The 19,737-nt window shown below is 58.1% G+C and carries 15 protein-coding genes; all 15 read right to left on the reverse strand.

Annotation, left to right across the window (positions count from 1 at the left end; all coding sequences use genetic code 11):
- Window positions 1–53: 53 nt before the first annotated feature.
- The 15 genes from secA to LPQ25_RS21620 all read right to left on the reverse strand — a co-directional run bounded on the left by secA (window position 54) and on the right by LPQ25_RS21620 (window position 19,732).
- Complete coding sequence (gene secA, locus LPQ25_RS21550; RefSeq protein WP_002888638.1) at window positions 54–2,759, reverse strand: preprotein translocase subunit SecA; 2,706 nt, start codon at window positions 2,757–2,759, stop codon at window positions 54–56.
- 62 nt (window positions 2,760–2,821) lie between these two features.
- On the reverse strand, window positions 2,822–3,319 hold the full coding sequence (secM, locus tag LPQ25_RS21555) for a secA translation cis-regulator SecM (protein ID WP_002888635.1): 498 nt from the start codon (window positions 3,317–3,319) through the stop codon (window positions 2,822–2,824).
- Window positions 3,320–3,641: 322 nt separating this feature from the next.
- Complete coding sequence (lpxC, locus tag LPQ25_RS21560) at window positions 3,642–4,559, reverse strand: UDP-3-O-acyl-N-acetylglucosamine deacetylase (RefSeq protein ID WP_002888632.1); 918 nt, start codon at window positions 4,557–4,559, stop codon at window positions 3,642–3,644.
- Window positions 4,560–4,659: 100 nt separating this feature from the next.
- Window positions 4,660–5,811 (reverse strand): cell division protein FtsZ, encoded by a 1,152-nt coding sequence (gene ftsZ / locus LPQ25_RS21565; RefSeq protein WP_002888628.1) that lies wholly within the window; start codon window positions 5,809–5,811, stop codon window positions 4,660–4,662.
- A gap of 62 nt (window positions 5,812–5,873) precedes the next feature.
- A complete protein-coding gene (ftsA, locus tag LPQ25_RS21570) occupies window positions 5,874–7,136 on the reverse strand; it encodes a cell division protein FtsA (RefSeq protein ID WP_002888625.1) in 1,263 nt (420 codons plus the stop codon).
- Entirely contained in the window at window positions 7,133–7,963 is an 831-nt protein-coding gene (ftsQ, locus tag LPQ25_RS21575) for a cell division protein FtsQ (RefSeq protein ID WP_002888624.1), read from the reverse strand. Before ftsQ ends, ftsA begins: the two co-directional genes overlap by 4 nt.
- A 1-nt stretch (window position 7,964) precedes the next feature.
- Window positions 7,965–8,885 carry a D-alanine--D-alanine ligase gene (locus LPQ25_RS21580; RefSeq protein WP_004894249.1) on the reverse strand — a complete coding sequence of 307 codons (921 nt, stop codon included), beginning with the start codon at window positions 8,883–8,885 and terminating at the stop codon, window positions 7,965–7,967.
- Window positions 8,878–10,353, reverse strand: a complete 1,476-nt coding sequence (gene murC, locus LPQ25_RS21585; RefSeq protein ID WP_004145947.1) for a UDP-N-acetylmuramate--L-alanine ligase — start codon at window positions 10,351–10,353, stop codon at window positions 8,878–8,880. Before murC ends, LPQ25_RS21580 begins: the two co-directional genes overlap by 8 nt.
- Window positions 10,354–10,400: 47 nt before the next feature.
- On the reverse strand, window positions 10,401–11,471 hold the full coding sequence (gene murG / locus LPQ25_RS21590) for an undecaprenyldiphospho-muramoylpentapeptide beta-N-acetylglucosaminyltransferase (protein WP_002888566.1): 1,071 nt from the start codon (window positions 11,469–11,471) through the stop codon (window positions 10,401–10,403).
- Window positions 11,468–12,742, reverse strand: a complete 1,275-nt coding sequence (gene ftsW / locus LPQ25_RS21595; protein ID WP_002888565.1) for a cell division protein FtsW — start codon at window positions 12,740–12,742, stop codon at window positions 11,468–11,470. The genes murG and ftsW overlap by 4 nt, the downstream gene beginning before the upstream one ends.
- A complete protein-coding gene (murD, locus tag LPQ25_RS21600; RefSeq protein WP_012737400.1) occupies window positions 12,742–14,058 on the reverse strand; it encodes a UDP-N-acetylmuramoyl-L-alanine--D-glutamate ligase in 1,317 nt (438 codons plus the stop codon). The genes ftsW and murD overlap by 1 nt, the downstream gene beginning before the upstream one ends.
- A 2-nt stretch (window positions 14,059–14,060) precedes the next feature.
- The gene (gene mraY, locus LPQ25_RS21605; RefSeq protein WP_002888562.1) at window positions 14,061–15,143 is read right to left on the reverse strand and encodes a phospho-N-acetylmuramoyl-pentapeptide-transferase; all 1,083 of its coding nucleotides are present in this window, start codon (window positions 15,141–15,143) and stop codon (window positions 14,061–14,063) included.
- The gene (gene murF, locus LPQ25_RS21610) at window positions 15,137–16,495 is read right to left on the reverse strand and encodes a UDP-N-acetylmuramoyl-tripeptide--D-alanyl-D-alanine ligase (RefSeq protein WP_004177411.1); all 1,359 of its coding nucleotides are present in this window, start codon (window positions 16,493–16,495) and stop codon (window positions 15,137–15,139) included. Before murF ends, mraY begins: the two co-directional genes overlap by 7 nt.
- Window positions 16,492–17,979 carry a UDP-N-acetylmuramoyl-L-alanyl-D-glutamate--2,6-diaminopimelate ligase gene (gene murE, locus LPQ25_RS21615; RefSeq protein ID WP_004182923.1) on the reverse strand — a complete coding sequence of 496 codons (1,488 nt, stop codon included), beginning with the start codon at window positions 17,977–17,979 and terminating at the stop codon, window positions 16,492–16,494. The genes murF and murE overlap by 4 nt, the downstream gene beginning before the upstream one ends.
- Complete coding sequence (locus LPQ25_RS21620; RefSeq protein WP_002888559.1) at window positions 17,966–19,732, reverse strand: peptidoglycan glycosyltransferase FtsI; 1,767 nt, start codon at window positions 19,730–19,732, stop codon at window positions 17,966–17,968. Before LPQ25_RS21620 ends, murE begins: the two co-directional genes overlap by 14 nt.
- Window positions 19,733–19,737 lie beyond the last annotated feature (5 nt).

Raw genomic sequence — 19,737 nt, forward strand, 5'->3', positions numbered from 1 at the left:
GCGCTCCATAAAAAAGGCGCAGAACTCTGCGCCTTTGTTTGTTTTATCAGACCTTAGCTCAGACGGCCGTGGCACTGTTTGTACTTTTTGCCGGAGCCGCACGGGCACGGATCGTTACGGCCCACTTTACGTTCGCCGGTTTGCGCCGCCAGATCCTGGGCTGCGGCTTCATCATCGCTCTGATGGCTGAGCTGCTGCATCTGCGCCAGGCGCTCGGCCTCTTCACGACGCTGCTGTTCCATCGCCTCGACTTCTTCCGGCATCCGCACCTGGACTTTGCTCAGGGTGCTGATCACTTCATACTTCAGTGACTCCAGCATCGCGGCAAACATCGAGAACGATTCGCGCTTGTACTCCTGCTTCGGATCTTTCTGCGCATAGCCGCGCAGGTGGATACCCTGGCGCAGGTAATCCATCGCCGCCAGGTGCTCTTTCCACAGCGAATCCAGAGTCTGCAGCATCACGCCTTTCTCGAAGTGGCGCATCATCTCGGCGCCGACCACTTCTTCTTTACGCTGGTAGGTTTCTACCGCGCTCTGCAGAATACGTTCGCGCAGGGTCTCTTCATGCAGCTCCGGCTCTTTATCCAGCCACTCTTTGATTGGCAGGTCGAGGTCGAAGTCGTTTTTCAGACGCTCCTGCAGACCTTCGATATCCCACATCTCCTCCAGCGACTGCGGCGGAATATGGGCATCGATCGTCGCCTTAAAGACGTCTTCGCGGATGCTGTTGATGGTTTCGCTGACGTCAGACACGTCCAGCAGCTCGTTACGCTGGGTGTAGATCGCCCGGCGCTGGTCGTTGGCCACATCATCATATTCCAGCAGCTGCTTACGGATATCGAAGTTACGGCTTTCCACTTTACGCTGGGCGTTGGCGATCGCCTTGGTGACCCACGGGTGCTCAATCGCCTCACCTGGTTTCATTCCCAGTTTACGCATCATGCCAGACACGCGATCGGAGGCGAAGATACGCATCAGGGCATCTTCCATTGACAGGTAGAAGCGGGAAGAACCGGCATCCCCCTGACGACCAGCACGGCCGCGCAGCTGGTTATCGATACGGCGAGATTCATGACGCTCGGTACCGATGATGTGCAGACCGCCTGCGGCCAGTACCGCATCGTGGCGTACCTGCCAGTCGGCTTTGATTTTCTCAATCTGCTCTGGCGTTGGGTTTTCCAGCGCAGCGACTTCCGCCTGCCAGCTACCGCCGAGCATAATATCGGTACCACGACCCGCCATGTTGGTGGCGATGGTCACCGCGGAAGGGTAGCCCGCCTGGGCGACGATATCCGCCTCGCTGGCGTGGAATTTGGCGTTCAGGACGTTGTGCTTGATGCCGGCTTTAGTCAGTTCGCGGGAAACCACTTCAGATTTTTCGATCGAGATAGTCCCCACCAGCACCGGCTGACCGGCAGCGGTACGAGTTTTGATATCTTCGATAATTGCCTGAATTTTTTCCGCTTCGGTCATATAGACCAGATCCGCCATATCTTTACGGATCATCGGACGGTTGGTCGGTACAACCACGGTATCCAGCTTATAGATAGAGCTGAATTCAAAGGCTTCGGTATCGGCTGTACCGGTCATCCCCGCCAGCTTCTCGTACAGACGGAAGTAGTTCTGGAAGGTGATAGAGGCCAGAGTCTGGTTCTCGTTTTGGATCTCCACGCCCTCTTTGGCCTCAACGGCCTGGTGCAGACCATCGGACCAGCGGCGGCCCTGCATCGTACGGCCAGTGTGCTCATCGACGATGATAACTTCGCCATCTTTGACAATGTAGTCAACGTCGCGGGTGAACAGCGCATGGGCGCGCAGCGCGGCGGTAACGTGGTGCATCAGCATAATGTTGGTTGGAGAGTACAGGGACTCACCTTCATCCATAATGCCTTCCTGTACCAGCAGCTCTTCAATCAGCACCAGACCACGTTCGGTCAGGTTAACCTGACGCGCTTTTTCATCCACCGAGAAGTGGCCTTCGCCGGTGAAAGTATCCGAATCCTCTTTTTCCTGGCGGATCAGATGCGGGATGATTTTGTTTACCTTGCGGTACATTTCAGAGCTGTCTTCCGCCGGGCCGGAAATGATCAGCGGCGTACGCGCCTCATCGATCAGGATGGAGTCCACCTCATCCACCAGCGCATAGTGCAGTTTACGCTGAACGCGCTCTTCCGGGCTGAAGGCCATGTTGTCGCGCAGGTAGTCGAAGCCGTATTCGTTGTTGGTGCCATAGGTGATATCGGCAGCGTAAGCTTCACGCTTCGCCGGCGCCGGCAGGCCGGACATGTTGATGCCAACTGTCATGCCCAGGAATTCAAACAGCGGGCGGTTATTTTCGGCGTCACGCTGGGCCAGATAGTCGTTGACGGTCACTACGTGAACGCCTTTGCCGGTTAGCGCGTTGAGGTACGCCGGCAGGGTCGCGGTCAGGGTTTTACCTTCACCGGTACGCATCTCGGCGATGCAGCGATCGTTAAGCACCATACCGCCCAGCAGCTGGACGTCGAAGTGGCGCATGCCGAATACGCGCTTACTGGCTTCGCGAACGACGGCGAAAGCTTCAGGGATCAGGCTTTCCAGCGTTTCGCCTTTTTCCAGGCGCGCGCGGAATTCAGCGGTTTTCGCTTTCAGCTCGTCATCAGAGAGCTTTTCCATCGCCGGTTCCATGCCGTTGATGATATTGACGACTTTGCGCATACGACGCAGCGTACGGTCGTTACGGCTGCCGAAAACCTTGGTTAACATTTTGATAAGCATAATAAAATCTCAAACGCCCCGCGGTGCGGAGTCACAAAAAATAGGATGGTCCGTGGTTATTTTCAGCTGAGACGTTGAGGCCCTGCGCGGATCCCCGCCACCTGGCTTATCCAGGCGCTGACGCGGAAGGCAGAATATGAAGAAGGGATGTAACCCGCCTGGCGGATCACCACCGGCGGCGTGCTGTCCTGCGTCAGCAGCGCGCTGAGGGTGTCGAGCAGCGCCAGATGCTGAGCCTGCAGCGGGGAAGTTTCTTCCGCCACCGGCAGCGCCTGCGGCGCCATGGCGAAGGAGAGATGACGAATAACGGTGCGAATGGCGTGCTGATGCCAGTAGTCGACGGTAAAGCTGGGCCGGCGATTCGTCTCCAGCAGTGCCAGCTGAGAGAAATTAACCTTGCTCGGATTGTGATTGCTGGCGGTCGCCTTCGCTGGCGCCGCGGTCTCGTGACCGTTGCTTAGCGCAGGCAGGCCGAGGCTGGCCGCGACCATCCCCAACAGGAGATGCGGCCAAAAATACCGTCTGCCAAACTGTCGCCAGCGCGTCAGCAATCCACTCACGTTCATTACCTTTCTTTGCTAGACCCGTCGTCGTTCAGGCTGTCTCTTTATTGATGTTTTTCGCAGGACAACCTGATGTCCACGGGGTAAAGCAACCCTGAGAAATAATTTTGCGCTCAAATACTAACATTAATACCGGCCTGAGGCAGCATGAATGAAGGCGATTGCCCGGCGAAAACGCTTAATAAAGCAGCGAACGCACGCTAATTATTATCCAGGGATCGCAGCGAAAATAACTGGAGGGTGCTATAAAAGAAAAACGACTGGCTCCCTGGTCGGAGAGAGTACCAGGTTACCAGTCGAATTTACTGAATGGTCAGGCTTACGCCAGAACCATCGACGGTGCGCGGAACGCCATTGGCAGTTTTGCGTCGTCTTCGAAGGTCACATACTCCCAGGCTTCCTGTTTTGCCAGAACCGCCTGCAGCAGTTTGTTGTTCAACGCGTGACCCGATTTGTACGCCGTGAATGCGCCGATAATGTTGTGACCACACATAAACAGGTCACCGATCGCATCCAGCATTTTGTGGCGAACAAATTCGTCTTCAAAGCGCAGACCGTCTTCGTTCAGTACGCGATAATCGTCAACAACGATGGCACAATCGAAGCTGCCGCCCAGGCACAGGCCGCGGGACTGCAGATATTCGATATCGCGCATAAAACCGAAGGTACGCGCACGGCTAATCTGACGCATGAACGCATCGGCCGAGAAGTTCAGCGTATAGCGCTGGGTGCTGGCATCAATCGCTGGATGGTTAAAATCGATGGTGAAGTCCAGCGAAAAACCATTGTACGGTTTGAATTCAGCCCATTTGTCGCCATCTTCGACGCGAACCGTCTCTTTGATACGTACAAATTTCTTGGCGCAGTTCAGTTCATCAATGCCGGCGTCCAGCAACAGATAAACGAACGGAGCCGCACTGCCGTCCATAATCGGGATTTCCGGCGCATCGACTTCAACAATAATGTTGTCGATACCCAGGCCAGCCAATGCGGCGTTCAGGTGTTCAACCGTAGAAATCCGCACGTCATGCTCATTAACCAGGCAAGTACAGAGCATGGTATCACGCACAGATTTGGCATCAGCCGGAAAATCTACCGGTGGATTCAAGTCGGTGCGACGATAGATGACCCCGGTATTTGCCGGCGCAGGGCGTAACGTCAGAGTGACTTTCTTGCCGGTATGCAAACCGACACCAGTCGCCTGAACGATACGTTTAAGAGTCCTTTGTTTGATCATCGTATAATCTCGCCAATTTACCTATCCAACCGAAGTGTACACCACTATCGGGAGGCCAGTTTAGCACAAAGAGCGCAGATGCCCAACTTCCAGTCGATTCTTAATCGGCTTGCTTACGCAGGAAGGCTGGGATATCCAGATAATCCGGCTCTTTCGCGGTTTGCGGCGTATTGTCGTTCACCACTTTGGCTGCCGGCTTCTGCTCTTGCGTCAGCGGCGACATACCATGCTGCTGGTAACGATCCATCACCGGCTGCTGAACCTGCTTGTTGGTTACCAGGGTGATTTCCGGACGCTTATCCATGCCAATACCGGTCGCCACTACGGTCACGCGCAGCTCGTCGTTCATATCCGGGTCCAGAGAGGTACCGATAACCACGGTCGCATTATCCGAGGCAAAAGCACGGATGGTGTTACCCACAGTTTCGAACTCGTCCAAACGCAGGTCGAAGCCCGCAGTAATGTTGACCAGCACGCCGCGCGCGCCTGACAGGTCGATATCTTCCAGCAGCGGAGAAGAGATAGCCATTTCAGCCGCTTCTTCCGCACGGTCTTCACCGCTCGCCACCCCGGAGCCCATCATCGCGTAGCCCATTTCAGACATCACGGTACGGACGTCTGCGAAGTCGACGTTCATCAGACCCGGACGGGTGATCAGTTCGGCGATACCCTGCACCGCGCCTTTCAGGACGTCGTTTGCCGCGCCGAATGCGTCGAGCAGGGAAATTCCACGACCCAGGACCTTCAGCAGCTTGTCGTTCGGGATGGTGATCAGTGAGTCAACGTGCTTGGACAGCTCGGTGATCCCCTGCTCAGCGAACGCCATGCGCTTCTTACCTTCAAAATTAAACGGCTTAGTGACCACCGCAACGGTGAGGATCCCCAGATCCTTCGCCACTTCCGCGACTACGGGCGCCGCGCCGGTACCGGTACCGCCGCCCATGCCTGCCGCGATGAACACCATGTCTGCGCCATCAAGGGCTGCGCGCAGCGCTTCACGGTCTTCATCAGCCGCGTTACGGCCGACTTCCGGGTTCGCGCCCGCGCCCAGACCTTTGGTAATACCGCTACCGATCTGGATAGTCTGGCCAACCGCCGTCTTACGCAGCGCCTGCGCATCGGTGTTTACCGCGAAGAATTCAACACCCTCAATGCGCTCGCGCACCATGTGTTCAACGGCGTTACCGCCGCCGCCACCGACGCCGATGACTTTAATCACCGCGTCGTTGGTCAGTTCCATAGGTTCAAACATAGTTTCTCTCCGTCTTGTGCCTGTCGCCTGAGAACGCTAATTGTCTGCGTTCTCTTAAAAAATTAAAACTCTTTTCGCAGCCAGCTGTTGAGTCGCTTAATCCACGAGCCCACTGAGGCCGTCACGCGTTTTTCTACTTCCGCTTCACCACTGAGATGTGACTCTTTTCCGTAGTGCAGCAGCCCCACCGCCGTTGAATAATACGGCTCCTGGGCATAGTCGGTTAAACCGGTGATGTTCAGCGGCGCGCCAATGCGCACCTGAGTATGGAACACGCGCTGCGCACAGGCCGCCAGACCTTCAATTTGCGCCGCGCCGCCGGTTAACACAATCCCCGCCGCCAGATGATGTTTAACACCCTGCTGGCGGAGCTGTTCCTGCAGCTGCAGGATCTCTTCATTGACCAGGTTAAGCAGCTCGGTATAGCGCGGTTCAATCACCTCTGCCAACGTCTGACGCTGCAGGCTACGCGGAGGACGTCCACCGACGCTCGGTACTTCGACGTTTTCGTCTTTACCGACGATGGAACCCAATGCGCATCCGTGACGAACCTTAATCGCTTCGGCATCGCTCGGCGGCGTACCGAAGGCATAGGCGATATCGCTGGTCACCACGTTGCCGGCATACGGGATCACTTTGGTGTGACGCAATGCGCCGCCGGTGTAGACGGCGATATCCATTGTACCACCGCCGATATCCACAACGCAGACGCCCAGCTCACGTTCGTCTTCTGTTAATACCGAATAACTGGCCGCTAACCCGGCGAAAATAAGTTGGTCAACTTTCAGACCACAACGTTCCACTGCTTTAACAATGTTTTTTGCCATATCGTTATGGCAGGTGATCAGATGCACCTTCGCCTGCATACGCACGCCGGACAGCCCTACCGGGTTTTTAATCCCTTCCTGGTAGTCGATAGCATATTCCTGCGGAATCACGTGCAGGACACGATGTTCATCGCGAACGCGAACCGACTTCGCGGTGTGGACCACGTTCTCGACGTCGTCCTGCGTCACTTCTTCTTCCGAAATCGGTACCATCCCGATTTCATTCTGACAGCTTATATGTTTACCCGAAAGTGCCAAATAAACTGATGAAATCTGGCAATCCGCCATCAGTTCGGCCTGGTCGATGGCGCGCTGTACGCATTTCACCACCGACTCGAGGTCGTTCACACCGCCTTTATCCATACCACGCGATGGGCAACTGCCCACGCCGATGATATTGATCATGCCGTCGGGCAGAACTTCCCCTACTAAAGCGGCCACCTTGGCGGTGCCAATCTCCAGTCCAACTACCAGTTTTCTGTCCGTCGCCTTGATCATTGTTGTTCTGCCTGTGCCTGATTCTGTTGTTGATTAGTTTCCTCTGCGGGAGCAGGTACCCAGCCCACTGCCGCACCCGAGTCATAACGCAAATCAACGTAGCTAATCCGTTTGCCGTCGGTCTGCGCCTGCTGCTGAAGAACCGGGTAGAGTTCCATAAAGCGCTGAAGCCGTTTCATGGTATCGCCACGGCCAAGGTTGAGCTTGATGTCATTATTAAGCGTCAACTGCCAGGAGCGACGGGCGGTCATCGCCGCCACTTTCAACGTGAATTTATCCTTTGCCAGCACCTGCCCCATGTCACGATACCCCTGCAGCACTTCGTTCTCGCTGCCTTCGGGACCGTATAACATCGGTAAATTCTGTTTGCTGGTGCGATCCGCCGGCACGCTGAAGGCATTTCCTTCTGCATCCACCATATGTTGATCATTCCAGCGCGCAATCGGCACATATTCAACCAGATGAATCTTCAATTCATCGGGCCACTGCTTTCGGACGCTCGCCTGCTTAATCCACGGCAGACGTTCAATCTGGCTCTGGATGATGTTCACATCCTGAGTCATAAAGGTACCCGGCGAACCCAGCGCCAGGATCGCCTGACGGATGTCATCATTGCGCGTATAGTGACGCTCGCCGGTCACCACCATCTTCGACAGCGGTAAGCGCTGCGCATCTTCCATCCAGCCAAGAACCATCCACCCGCTGACCAGCACGGTAAACAGCACCGCCAGCAGGAAAACGATCCCTGCCAGCCGCGTTCCATTACTCCGACGCGAAGAAGAAGCCTCTTCTTCATGGTTCCGCGTATTCAGCGCAGCCTGCGACATATCACCCCGCCAGGTCCAGAATTCGTACAACAAGCTGGGAGAAGCTCATTCCTGCCTGACGCGCCGCCATTGGCACAAGGCTATGGCTGGTCATGCCCGGGGAAGTATTCGCTTCCAGCAGATAAAACTGGCCATCGCTGTCCAGCATCACGTCAATACGGCCCCAGCCTTTGCAACCCAGAACATTCCAGGCTTTAAGCACCAGGTTCTGAATAGCGGACTCACGCGCGGGATCTTTAAATCCTGGGCAGAAATATTGCGTCTCATCAGAGAGATACTTCGCCTCATAATCATAGAAGGTTCCCGCGGCCTGGATACGTATTGACGGTAAAATTTCTTCACCGACTATGGCGACGGTAAATTCCGGTCCACTGAGCCATTTTTCGACCAAAACTTCATCATCATGCTGAAAAGCCAACGCCAATGCACTTGCTAAATCACAACTTTCGCTGACTTTCGACATCCCGACGCTGGAGCCTTCACGGCTCGGCTTGATGATGACCGGCAGACCCAGCGCCGCAATTTGCTGTTCGACGTCAGTAGACAGCCCGGCGGCAAACTGGGCGCGGGTCAGCGCCACCCACGGCGCGACCGGTAATCCGGCGCCCTGCCACAGCCACTTGCTGCGCAGTTTATCCATTGAAATCGCCGAAGCCATCACGCCGCTGCCGGTATAAGGCAGCTGGATTAACTCCAGCAGCCCCTGCAGAGTGCCATCTTCCCCGCCGCGGCCGTGGAGGGCAATAAACGCTTTCTTAAAGCCCTGCTTTTTTAGCTGGGTAATATCAACATCGCGCGGGTCGACCGGATGGGCGTCCACCCCGCCTTCACGCAGCCCGGCCAGCACCGCCGCGCCTGAATTCAGCGACACTTCACGTTCAGCGGAGGTTCCACCGAAAAGCACCGCGATTTTATCAGCCATGGCGCTCCTCCTCCGTTTTTTGCGGGATCAGTTTGATTTCAGCCAGGTGGCGGGCGATTTTACCGATGTTACCGGCGCCCTGCACCAGTACTAAATCGTTGCCGGTCAGGACTGACGCCAGCATCTCCGCGGCCTGGGCCGAATCGGGCACCAGGATCGGATCCACTTTCCCGCGACCGCGAATGGTGCGGCACAGCGAGCGGCTGTCGGCGCCCGGGATCGGCGCTTCGCCCGCCGGATAGACGTCCAGCATCAGCAGGGCATCCACCTGGGTCAGCACGTTGGCAAAATCATCATACAGATCGCGGGTACGGGTATAACGGTGCGGCTGGAATACCATCACCAGGTTTTTATCCGGCCAGCCGGCGCGCGCTGCTTTAATGGTGGCGTCCACTTCCGTCGGGTGGTGACCGTAATCATCGATCAGCATCGCGCTGCCCGGTTTGCCGTTGACTTCGGCCAGCGGAAACTCGCCAAGAAAATCAAAGCGGCGTCCAGTTCCCTGGAAGCTCTCCAGTGCGCGCAGAATAGCCCGATCGTCAATCCCCTCTTCCGTCGCCACGGCGACGGCCGCCGCCGCGTTCAGCGCGTTATGGCGTCCCGGGGCATTGAGCGTCACCTGCAGGATCGCTTTATCCTGGCGCACCAGGCGGAAATGCCCCTGCGCCCCAACCTGACGATAGTCCTCGACGCGCACGTCGGCGTCGTCGCTAAAACCGTAGGTGGTGATCTGCCGGCCAACGCGCGGCAGCAGTTCCCGGATCACCGGATCGTCCACGCACATCACCGCGCGTCCGTAGAACGGCAGGTTGTGCAGGAAGTTGATAAAGGTCTGCTTCAGATTCTCAAAGTCGCCATGGTAGGTATCCATGTGATCGGCTTCGATGTTGGTGACAATGGCCACCATCGGCTGCAGATGCAGAAACGACGCGTCGCTCTCATCCGCTTCCGCGATCAGGTAACGGCTATGGCCAAGACGGGCATGTACGCCCGCCGCTTTTACCAGTCCGCCGTTGACGAAGGTCGGGTCCAGCCCGGCCTCGGCGTAAATGCTGGATACCATCGCGGTGGTGGTGGTTTTGCCGTGGGTCCCGGCAATGGCGATCCCGTGGCGAAAGCGCATAAGTTCCGCCAGCATTTCGGCACGACGGATCACCGGGATACGCGCCTCATGCGCGGCAACGATTTCCGGGTTATCTGCCGAAATCGCGCTGGAAACGACAACCACGCTGGCATCACGCACGTTTTCCGGGCGATGGTTGAAATAAATGGTGGCGCCAAGCTGCGACAGCTGCTGGGTCACCGGATTCGGCGCCAGGTCGGAGCCGCTGATCTGGTAACCTTCGTTAGCCAACACTTCGGCAATACCGCCCATACCGGCACCGCCGATGCCGACAAAGTGAATGTGCCGAACGCGACGCATCTCGGGCACTATGGAACGCAGTTTTGCCAAATCTTGTGTATTCATTCTTTACGCCATCAACTTCTGTATTCGGGCGGTGAAAATCACCGCAATTAGCGCGCCAAAGCTACGGCGCTGACCTCTTCTGCTACCCGCTCGGTAGCGTCCGGAATCGAAGCGCCACGCGCTCGTTCCGCCATATCCAGCAAGGTTTCGCGATCCCAGCTCGCCAGGGTAGAGGCAACCGCCTCTACCGTGAACTCAGGCTGTTCAAGAATTTTCGCCGCGCCGGCTTTCTCCAGCGGCAGCGCATTCCAGTACTGCTGACGATCTTTGTGCTGGAACGGGACAAACAGCGCTGGTAAACCTGCGGCCGCGATTTCGCTAACCGTCAGCGCGCCGGAACGGCAAACCACAACATCTGCCCAGGCATACGCCGCGGCCATGTCATCAATAAATTCCGTCACTTTATGCTGCGGCTGTCCGGCGGCGGCATAGGCCTGCTGCACGGTTTGCTGGCCGCCTTTGCCGCTTTGATGCCAGATGGTCACCGTAGCGCCGAGCTTCGCCGCCACCTGCGGCATCGTCTGGTTCAGGACGCGCGCGCCCTGAGAGCCACCGACCACCAGCACGCGAATCGGTCCCTGACGGCCAACCAGACGCTGACCTGGCAGCGGCAGCGCCAGTACATCGGTGCGCACCGGGTTCCCAACGACGTCCGCATGCGGGAACGCGCCGGGAAACGCCTGCATCACTTTCTTCGCAATCTTCGCCAGCCACTTGTTAGTCAGGCCGGCAATGCCGTTTTGCTCGTGGAGGACCACCGGGATCCCCAGCGACCACGCCGCCAGACCGCCAGGCCCGGAAACATAGCCGCCCATACCCAGCACCACGTCCGGCTGGAAACGCTTCATGATCGCCCGCGCCTGACGCCAGGCGTTAAAGATACGCACCGGCGCCAGTAGCTGCGCTTTGATACCTTTGCCACGCAGGCCGGAGATGCGGATAAAATCAATTTCGATGCCGTTTTTCGGCACTAAATCCGCTTCCATACGATCGGCGGTACCCAGCCAGCGAACCTGCCAGCCCTGGTCCATTAAATGGTGCGCGACCGCCAGTCCCGGGAACACATGCCCGCCGGTACCGCCCGCCATCACCATCAACCGCTTTTCCTGACCGCTCATCGCACACCCCGTGTAAACGCCTGGGCTTTTTCCAGACGCGTTTCATAATCAATTCGCAACAACAACATAATGGCCGTCGACATAATCAACAGACTGGAACCACCATAACTGATCAGCGGCAGCGTCAGACCTTTCGTCGGCAGCATCCCCGCCGCCGCGCCGACGTTAACTAACGCCTGGAAGCTAAACCAGATACCAATCGCACAGGCGAGGAAGCCGGAAAAGCGATGATCGATCTCCAGCGCTTTACGGCCAATCGACATGGCGCGGAAAGCGACGAAGAATACCATTAAAAGCGCCAGTACCACACCGATATAACCGAGTTCTTCGCCGATAATGGCGAAGATAAAGTCAGTGTGCGCTTCCGGTAAATACTCCAGTTTTTGCACCGAGTTGCCGAGGCCCTGCCCCCACATCTCGCCTCGGCCGAAAGCCATCAGCGACTGGGTCAGCTGGTAGCCGCTGCCGAACGGGTCTTCCCACGGGTTCCAGAAGGAGGTCACGCGGCGAATACGGTATGGTTCGGCGAGGATCAGCAGGACCACCGCCGAAATACCCATGCCGATAATGGCGATGAACTGCCACAGCTTCGCGCCGGCGAGAAACAGCATCGCCAGCGTGGTGACGAACAGGACCACCACGGTACCGAGGTCAGGCTGCGCCAGCAGCAGGATGGCCAGTACGAAAATCACGCCCATCGGTTTTAAGAAGCCGCGCAGGTTGTTACGCACTTCGTCGGCTTTACGCACCAGATAGTTGGCGATGTAGCAGAACAGCGACAGCTTGGTGAACTCCGCCGGCTGAATACGCAGCGGACCAAGGGCTATCCAGCGCGATGCGCCGTTTACCGAGCTGCCTACTACCAGTACGATCAGCAGCATGACGATCGAGGCGATCAGCATCGCGGTACTGTGGCGCTGCCAGAAATCCATCGGCAGACGTAGCGTAATCATCGCCAGCGCGAAGGCCAGCACAATGTAAAGGCCGTCACGCTTGGCGAAGAGGAAAGGATCGTTCGCCAGGCGCTGTCCGACCGGCATCGACGCCGAGGTCACCATAATAAAGCCGATCGCCGCCAGGCCGAAGGTCAGCCATAGCAGCATCCGGTCATACATCACCAGACTGTCGTTATCTTTCGGGCGCGAGCCCATCACCCAGCCTTTCAGCGCAGCGAATAGCCAGGCGAAAATAAACATCCCCGGCAGTCGCGGCAGTCTCAGCCGAGGCAGGCTCAGCTGCGGCATTCTCAGGCGTGGGAGAGAGAAACGCATCAACCTAACTCCTTCGCCAGACGGGCAAACATCTCGCCCCGTTGTTCAAAGTTCTTAAACTGATCCAGGCTGGCGCAGGCCGGCGACAGGAGCACCATGTCCCCCGCTTTCACCAGGGGAGCAATCTGACGCATCGCCTGTTCCATAGTCTCAGTTTGTACCGCCACCTCAGGACGCAGCTCAGCGAGCTCGGCGCCATCGCGACCAAAGCAGTACAGGCGAATACGATCGCCGCCGAGGTAGCGCTTCAGCGGGGTGAAATCAGCGGACTTGCCGTCGCCGCCCAGCAGCAGATAGAGCGTGCCGTCCAGCTGCAGGCCGTTCAGCGCCGCCTCAGTGCTGCCGACGTTGGTCGCCTTCGAGTCGTTAATCCAGCGTACGCCGTTGTGTTCCTGCACCAACTGGAAACGGTGCGCCAGACCGGTAAAGGTGGTCAGCGCCTTCAGGCTGCTGGCCCGCGGCAGACCTGCGGCATCGGCCAGCGCCAGCGCCGCCAGGGCGTTGCTGTAGTTATGCTGACCGGTGAGAGGCATCTCTTTCACATTGAGGACTTTCTCACCTTTAACGCGCAGCCAGGTTTCGCCCTGCTGGCGGTTAAGGTGGTAGTCACCGACATCGACGCCAAAGCTAATGCAGCGTTCGTCCGCCCCGCGTACCGGCATGGTGAGCGCATCGTCCGCATTCACCACGCAGGTCTTCGCATTCTCGTAAATCCGCAGCTTCGCCGCGCGATACTGCTGCAGCCCCAGCGGGTAGCGGTCCATATGGTCCTCAGTCACGTTGAGGATGGTTGCCGCCACCGCCTGCAGGCTGAAGGTGGTTTCCAGCTGGAAGCTGGAGAGCTCCAACACATACAGCTCTCGATCGGTGTCCAGCAGCATCAGCGCCGGCAGGCCGATATTGCCGCCCACGCCGACGTTAACTCCAGCGGCTTTCGCCATCTCGCCCACCAGGGTAGTAACAGTGCTTTTGCCGTTAGAACCGGTAATGGCGATAATCGGCGCCTGCGCTTCGCGGCAGAACAGTTCGATATCGCCAACGATCTCTACGCCAGCGTCGGCCGCTGCGCTGAGCGAAGGATGGGCCAGCGCAATCCCCGGACTGGCGACAATCAGGTCCGCCGCCAGCAGCCAGGTATCATTGAGTCCGCCGACATGGCATTCGACCGATTCGGGTAATTTATCCAGCCCCGGAGGCGCGACGCGGGTGTCCATCACGCGCGGGGTTACGCCGCGCGCCATGAAAAAGTCCACGCATGACAGGCCGGTCATGCCCAGCCCAATAATGACGACTTTTTTACCCTGATAATCTGCCATGATTAACGTACCTTCAGCGTCGCCAGGCCAATCAGCACCAGCATCAGCGAAATAATCCAGAAGCGCACGATAACGCGCGGCTCCGGCCAGCCTTTCAGTTCATAGTGGTGGTGGATCGGCGCCATGCGGAAGATGCGCTGACCGCGCAGCTTAAAGGAGCCGACCTGCAGAATAACCGACAGCGTTTCCACCACGAAAACCCCGCCCATGATCACCAGCAGGAACTCCTGACGCAGCAGCACGGCGATAATGCCCAACGCGCCGCCGAGCGCCAGTGAACCGACGTCGCCCATAAAGACTTGCGCCGGGTAGGTGTTGAACCACAGGAAGCCCAGCCCCGCCCCGACAATCGCCGTACAGACGATCACCAGCTCGCCGGCGTGGCGCAGATACGGGATATGCAGGTAGTTGGCGAAATTCATGTTGCCGGTGGCCCATGCCACCAGCGCAAAGCCCGCCGCGACGAAAACGGTCGGCATAATCGCCAGGCCGTCGAGGCCGTCGGTCAGGTTGACGGCGTTGCCGGTACCGACGATAACGAAGTAGGCCAGCAAGATATAGAACAGCCCCAGCTGCGGCATTACGTCTTTAAAGAACGGCACCACCAGCTCGGTTGCCGGGGTATCTTTCCCCGCCAGATACAGCGCGAAGGCCACGCCCAGGGCGATCACCGACATCCAGAAATACTTCCAGCGGGCGATCAGGCCTTTGGTATCTTTGCGCACGACTTTACGGTAATCATCAACGAAACCGATGATGCCGTAGCCGATTAATACCGTCAGTACGCACCAGACGTACGGGTTAGATGGATAGGCCCACAGCAGAACGGAAACGGTGATCGCGGTAAGGATCATGATCCCGCCCATGGTCGGAGTACCGCGTTTACTGAAATGAGACTCCGGGCCGTCGTTACGTACGACCTGGCCAAAGGCGAGTTTTTGCAGACGGGCGATCATGCGCGGGCCCATCCACAACGAGATGAACAGCGCGGTCAGCAGGCTGACGATGGCGCGAAACGTCAGATATGAAAAGACGTTAAAGCCGGAATAATATTTGACCAAGTGTTCGGCCAGCCATACTAACATGTCCCAGTCTCCTGTAATGCGCGTACTACCTCTTCCATGGCGGCACTACGTGAACCCTTCACTAAAATGGTCATTATTTTGTGCTCCGCCAGCAGCTCGCGCAGGCGAGCCACCACGGCGGCTTTATCGTTAAAATGTTCGCCCACGCCGCTGGCGCGGCTGATATCCGCGCTCAAGGCGCCGACGCTGAGGACGCAATCCAGACCCGCCGCTTTCGCCGCTTCGCCGACTTCGCGATGGCAGGCCGCGCTCTCCGCGCCAAGCTCTGCCATATCGCCGACCACCATCGTGCGAAAGCCGGGCATCTCTGACAGCACCTGCACCGCCGCGGTCATCGAACCAACGTTAGCGTTATAGGAATCATCCAGCAGCAGCTGGCTCTCGGTCAGCCGGATCGGGAACAGACGTCCCGGAACGGCCTGCAGCTGCGCCAGTCCGGCTTTCACCGCCGCCAAATCGGCGCCTACCGCCATCGCCAGCGAAGTGGCGGCCAGCGCATTAGCGATGTTGTGGCGTCCCGGCAGCGGCAGCAGTACGTCAACGTTGCCGGTTGGGGTCTGCAGCGTAAATTCGGTGCCGTGGCTGGTGATCTGCACGTTGGTCGCCGTGAAATCGCTGTTCGCCGCGTTCGGCGAGAAGCGCCACACTTTGCGATCGCCAATCACCGCCTGCCAGTTCAGCCAGTCGTTATTGTCGGCATTGAGGATGGCGATGCCATTTTCCGGCAGACCGGTATAGATTTCGCCCTTCGCCTTCGCCACGCCCGCCAGCGAACCAAAACCTTCCAGGTGCGCCGCAGCAAGGTTGTTGACCAGCGCCGCTTCCGGACGCGTCAGGCTGACGGTCCAGGCGATTTCGCCCTGGTGGTTGGCGCCGAGTTCGATCACCGCGTACTGATGCTCTTTGGTCAGCCGCAGCAGCGTCATCGGGACGCCGATATCGTTGTTCAGGTTGCCGGCGGTATACAGCGTGTTGCCGCACTGGCTGAGGATCGCCGCGGTCATCTCTTTAACCGAGGTTTTACCGGACGAGCCGGTCAGGGCGACGACGCGAGTCGGCACCTGCTGACGCACCCAGGCGGCTAACTCACCGAAAGCCTGCCGGGTATCGTTCACAATCACCTGCGGGAGATCGCAGGCCAGCGGACGACTCACCAGCAGCGCGCCGGCGCCCGCCGCTTTCGCCTGTTCGGCAAAATCATGGGCGTCGAAACGCTCCCCTTTCAGCGCCACAAACAGGCAGCCCGCCGTCACTTTACGGGTATCGGTGGTCACCTCGTCGATAGCGACATCGCTACCCTGCCGTTCGCCATGGGCGATCGCGGCAAGTTGACTTAACGTAAAGCGAATCATGCTACCGCTCCCAGCAGACGCGCGACGGTCACGCGGTCGGAATAATCCAGACGGCGGTTGCCGACGATCTGGTAATCTTCATGGCCTTTACCCGCCACCAGCACCACGTCGTTCTCTTTCGCCTGCATCACGGCGTTGGTCACCGCTTCCGCGCGGCCTTCCATCACCTTCGCCTGACCTGCATCGAGCATGCCGGCCAGAATATCGTTGATAATCGCCCGCGGCTCTTCGGTGCGCGGGTTATCGTCAGTAACGACCACGATGTCGGCAAACTCTTCCGCGATAGCGCCCATCAACGGACGTTTACCTTTGTCGCGGTCGCCGCCGCAGCCGAAGACGCACCACAGCTTGCCGCTGCAGTGCAGGCGTGCCGCCTGCAGCGCTTTTTCCAGCGCGTCAGGCGTATGGGCATAATCCACCACCACGGCAGGTTTACCCGGCGCGCTGAACACTTCCATACGGCCGCACACCGGCTGTAAACGCGCTGCGGTCTTCAGCAGATCGGCCAGCGGATAGCCCAGCGCCAGCAGCGTGGCCAGCGCCAGCAGCAGGTTGCTGACGTTAAATGCGCCCATCAGGCGGCTTTCGATTTCGCCCTTGCCCCAGCTGGAGTCAAACTGGATGGTCGCCCCGCTGTCGTGATAGTTCACCGCGGTGGCCTTTAGCCAGCGGCCGTGGCAATTCGGGTTGATATGATCTTCCATCGATACCGCCACCGCGTCCGGCAGTTTTGCCAGCCAGCGACGACCGACTTCATCGTCAGCATTGACGATGGCCTGACCGCAATGATGGGTGGAGTACAGCAGCCATTTCGCCGCTTCGTAGTGCTCCATGTCGCCATGGTAGTCGAGATGATCGCGGCTGAGATTGGTAAACACCGAGGCGGCAAACTGCAGGGCCGCTACGCGGTGCTGTACCAGACCATGGGAGGAGACTTCCATCGCGCCGAAGGTAGCCCCCTGCCCGACCAGACTGGAGAGCACATGTTGAACGTCCACCGCGGAACCGGTGGTGTTTTCAGTTGGAACGACTTTATCCAGCAGACCGTTACCGACGGTCCCCATCACCGCGCTGGTTTCGCCGAGCAGCTTTGCCCACTGCGCCAGCAGCTGAGTGGTGGTGGTTTTCCCGTTGGTGCCGGTGACGCCCACCAGACGCAGCTGCTGCGACGGCTGATGATAAAAACGCCCGGCCAGCGCCGATAAGCGTTCGTTAAGCTGGCTCAGGTAGATAACCGGCACGCCGTGCATTTCACGGATCTCACCGTCTTTAGCTTCGCCCTGCGCTTCAGCAATAATGGCAGCCACACCTTGCGCTATCGCCTGCGGGATATAACGACGCCCGTCCGCCTGATGACCCTGTACCGCGATAAAGAGATCGCCGGAAGCAGCCACCCGGCTGTCCAGCGTCATCTCTCGCAGAATGCGCTCCGGTGCGTTTGGCACCCATGGAGCGAGTAGGTCGCGCAAATTACGATCTGCCACCTGTTCCCTCGCCTTGATTAATTACAAATTCACTTTTTTCGCCCGTTGCCAGCGCATCCGGCTCGATGTTCATGGTGCGCAATACGCCGCCCATGATGGCACCGAAGACCGGCGCGGAAACGGCGCCACCGTAGTATTTACCTGCCTGCGGGTCGTTGATCACCACCACCAGCGCGAAGCGCGGATGGCTGGCGGGCGCAACGCCTGCGGTGTAAGCAATATATTTGTTGATATAGCGGCCATCCGGCCCCACTTTTTTCGCCGTACCGGTTTTAATCGCGATGCGATAGCCTTTGATCGCCGCTTTCACACCGCCGCCGCCGGGCAGCGCCACGCTTTCCATCATATGAACGACGGTACGAACGAGTGATTCCGGGAAGACGCGCTCGCCCGGAACCGGAGGATCAACCTTGGTAATCGACAACGGGCGATAGATGCCATAGCTGCCAATCGTTGCGTAGACACGCGCTAACTGTAACGGGGTTACCATTAGCCCATAGCCGAAAGAAAAGGTGGCCCTCTCTATGTCAGACCACCGTTGTTTTTGAGGATATAAGCCACTGCGTTCTCCGACCAACCCCAAATTGGTCGCCTTTCCAAGCCCAAAACGTGAGTAAGTATCTACTAACGCTGAGGACGGCATCGCTAACGCCAGCTTAGAAACACCGACGTTACTCGACTTCTGTAGCACCCCGGTCAGGGTCAATTCGCTGTAGCGCGCCACATCTTTGATTTCGTGGCCGTTAATTCGATAAGGCACGGTATTGAGCACGGTATTTTCGTTGACGATACCGCGCTGCAGCGCCGTCATGACCACCATCGGTTTCACCGTCGAACCCGGCTCAAACACGTCGGTAATCGCACGGTTACGCATGGTGTCTTTTGCCGTACCGGCGAAGTTGTTCGGGTTATAGGATGGGCTGTTGGCCATCGCCAGCACTTCACCGGTGTTAACATCCACTAACACGGCGCTGCCCGACTCGGCTTTGTTAAAGGCCACGGCGTTGTTCAGCTCGCGATAGACCAGCGCCTGCAGGCGTTCGTCGATACTCAGCGCCAGGTTGTGCGCTGCCTGGCTATCGGTAGAAGAGATGTCTTCAATTACCCGGCCATAGCGGTCTTTACGTACGATACGCTCGCCCGGCTGGCCGGTAAGCCATTTATCAAAGCTTTTCTCAACCCCTTCAATCCCCTGGCTATCGACGTTGGTAAAGCCGATGAGGTGAGCGGTTACTTCCCCGGAAGGGTAGTAACGACGGGATTCTTCGCGCAGATGAATGCCCGGCAGCTTCAGCTTCTTGATGTAATCGGCCATGTCAGGGTTAACCTGACGCGCCAGATAGATAAACCGCATCCGCGGATTGGTATTGATGCGCGTCGCCAGCTGATCCAGCGGCATATTGAGGGCATCCGCCAGCGCTTTCCAGCGCGTATCCAGGGTAACCCCGCCGGCGTCATGGAGCTCTTTCGGGTCGGCCCAGATAGCCTTCACCGGCACGCTGACCGCCAGCGGACGTCCGGAGCGATCGGTAATCATCCCGCGCGCGGTGGACACTTCCTGTACGCGCAGAGAACGCATATCGCCCTGGCGCACCAGCATATCGGGGCTGATCACCTGTAGCCAGGCGACGCGACCCAGCAGAAAAGCCAGCGCCAGCAGAATACAGCCGCACAGCAACGCAAAACGCCAACTGATAAAGTTGGCCTGTTCTTCCTGACGTTTTGCTTTAGGCGTTTTTGGCGCTGCTTTCATCCGTC

Origin of the sequence: Klebsiella sp. KPN54798 (genome assembly GCF_021184225.1) — a bacterium.
Taxonomy (GTDB): domain Bacteria; phylum Pseudomonadota; class Gammaproteobacteria; order Enterobacterales; family Enterobacteriaceae; genus Klebsiella; species Klebsiella pneumoniae.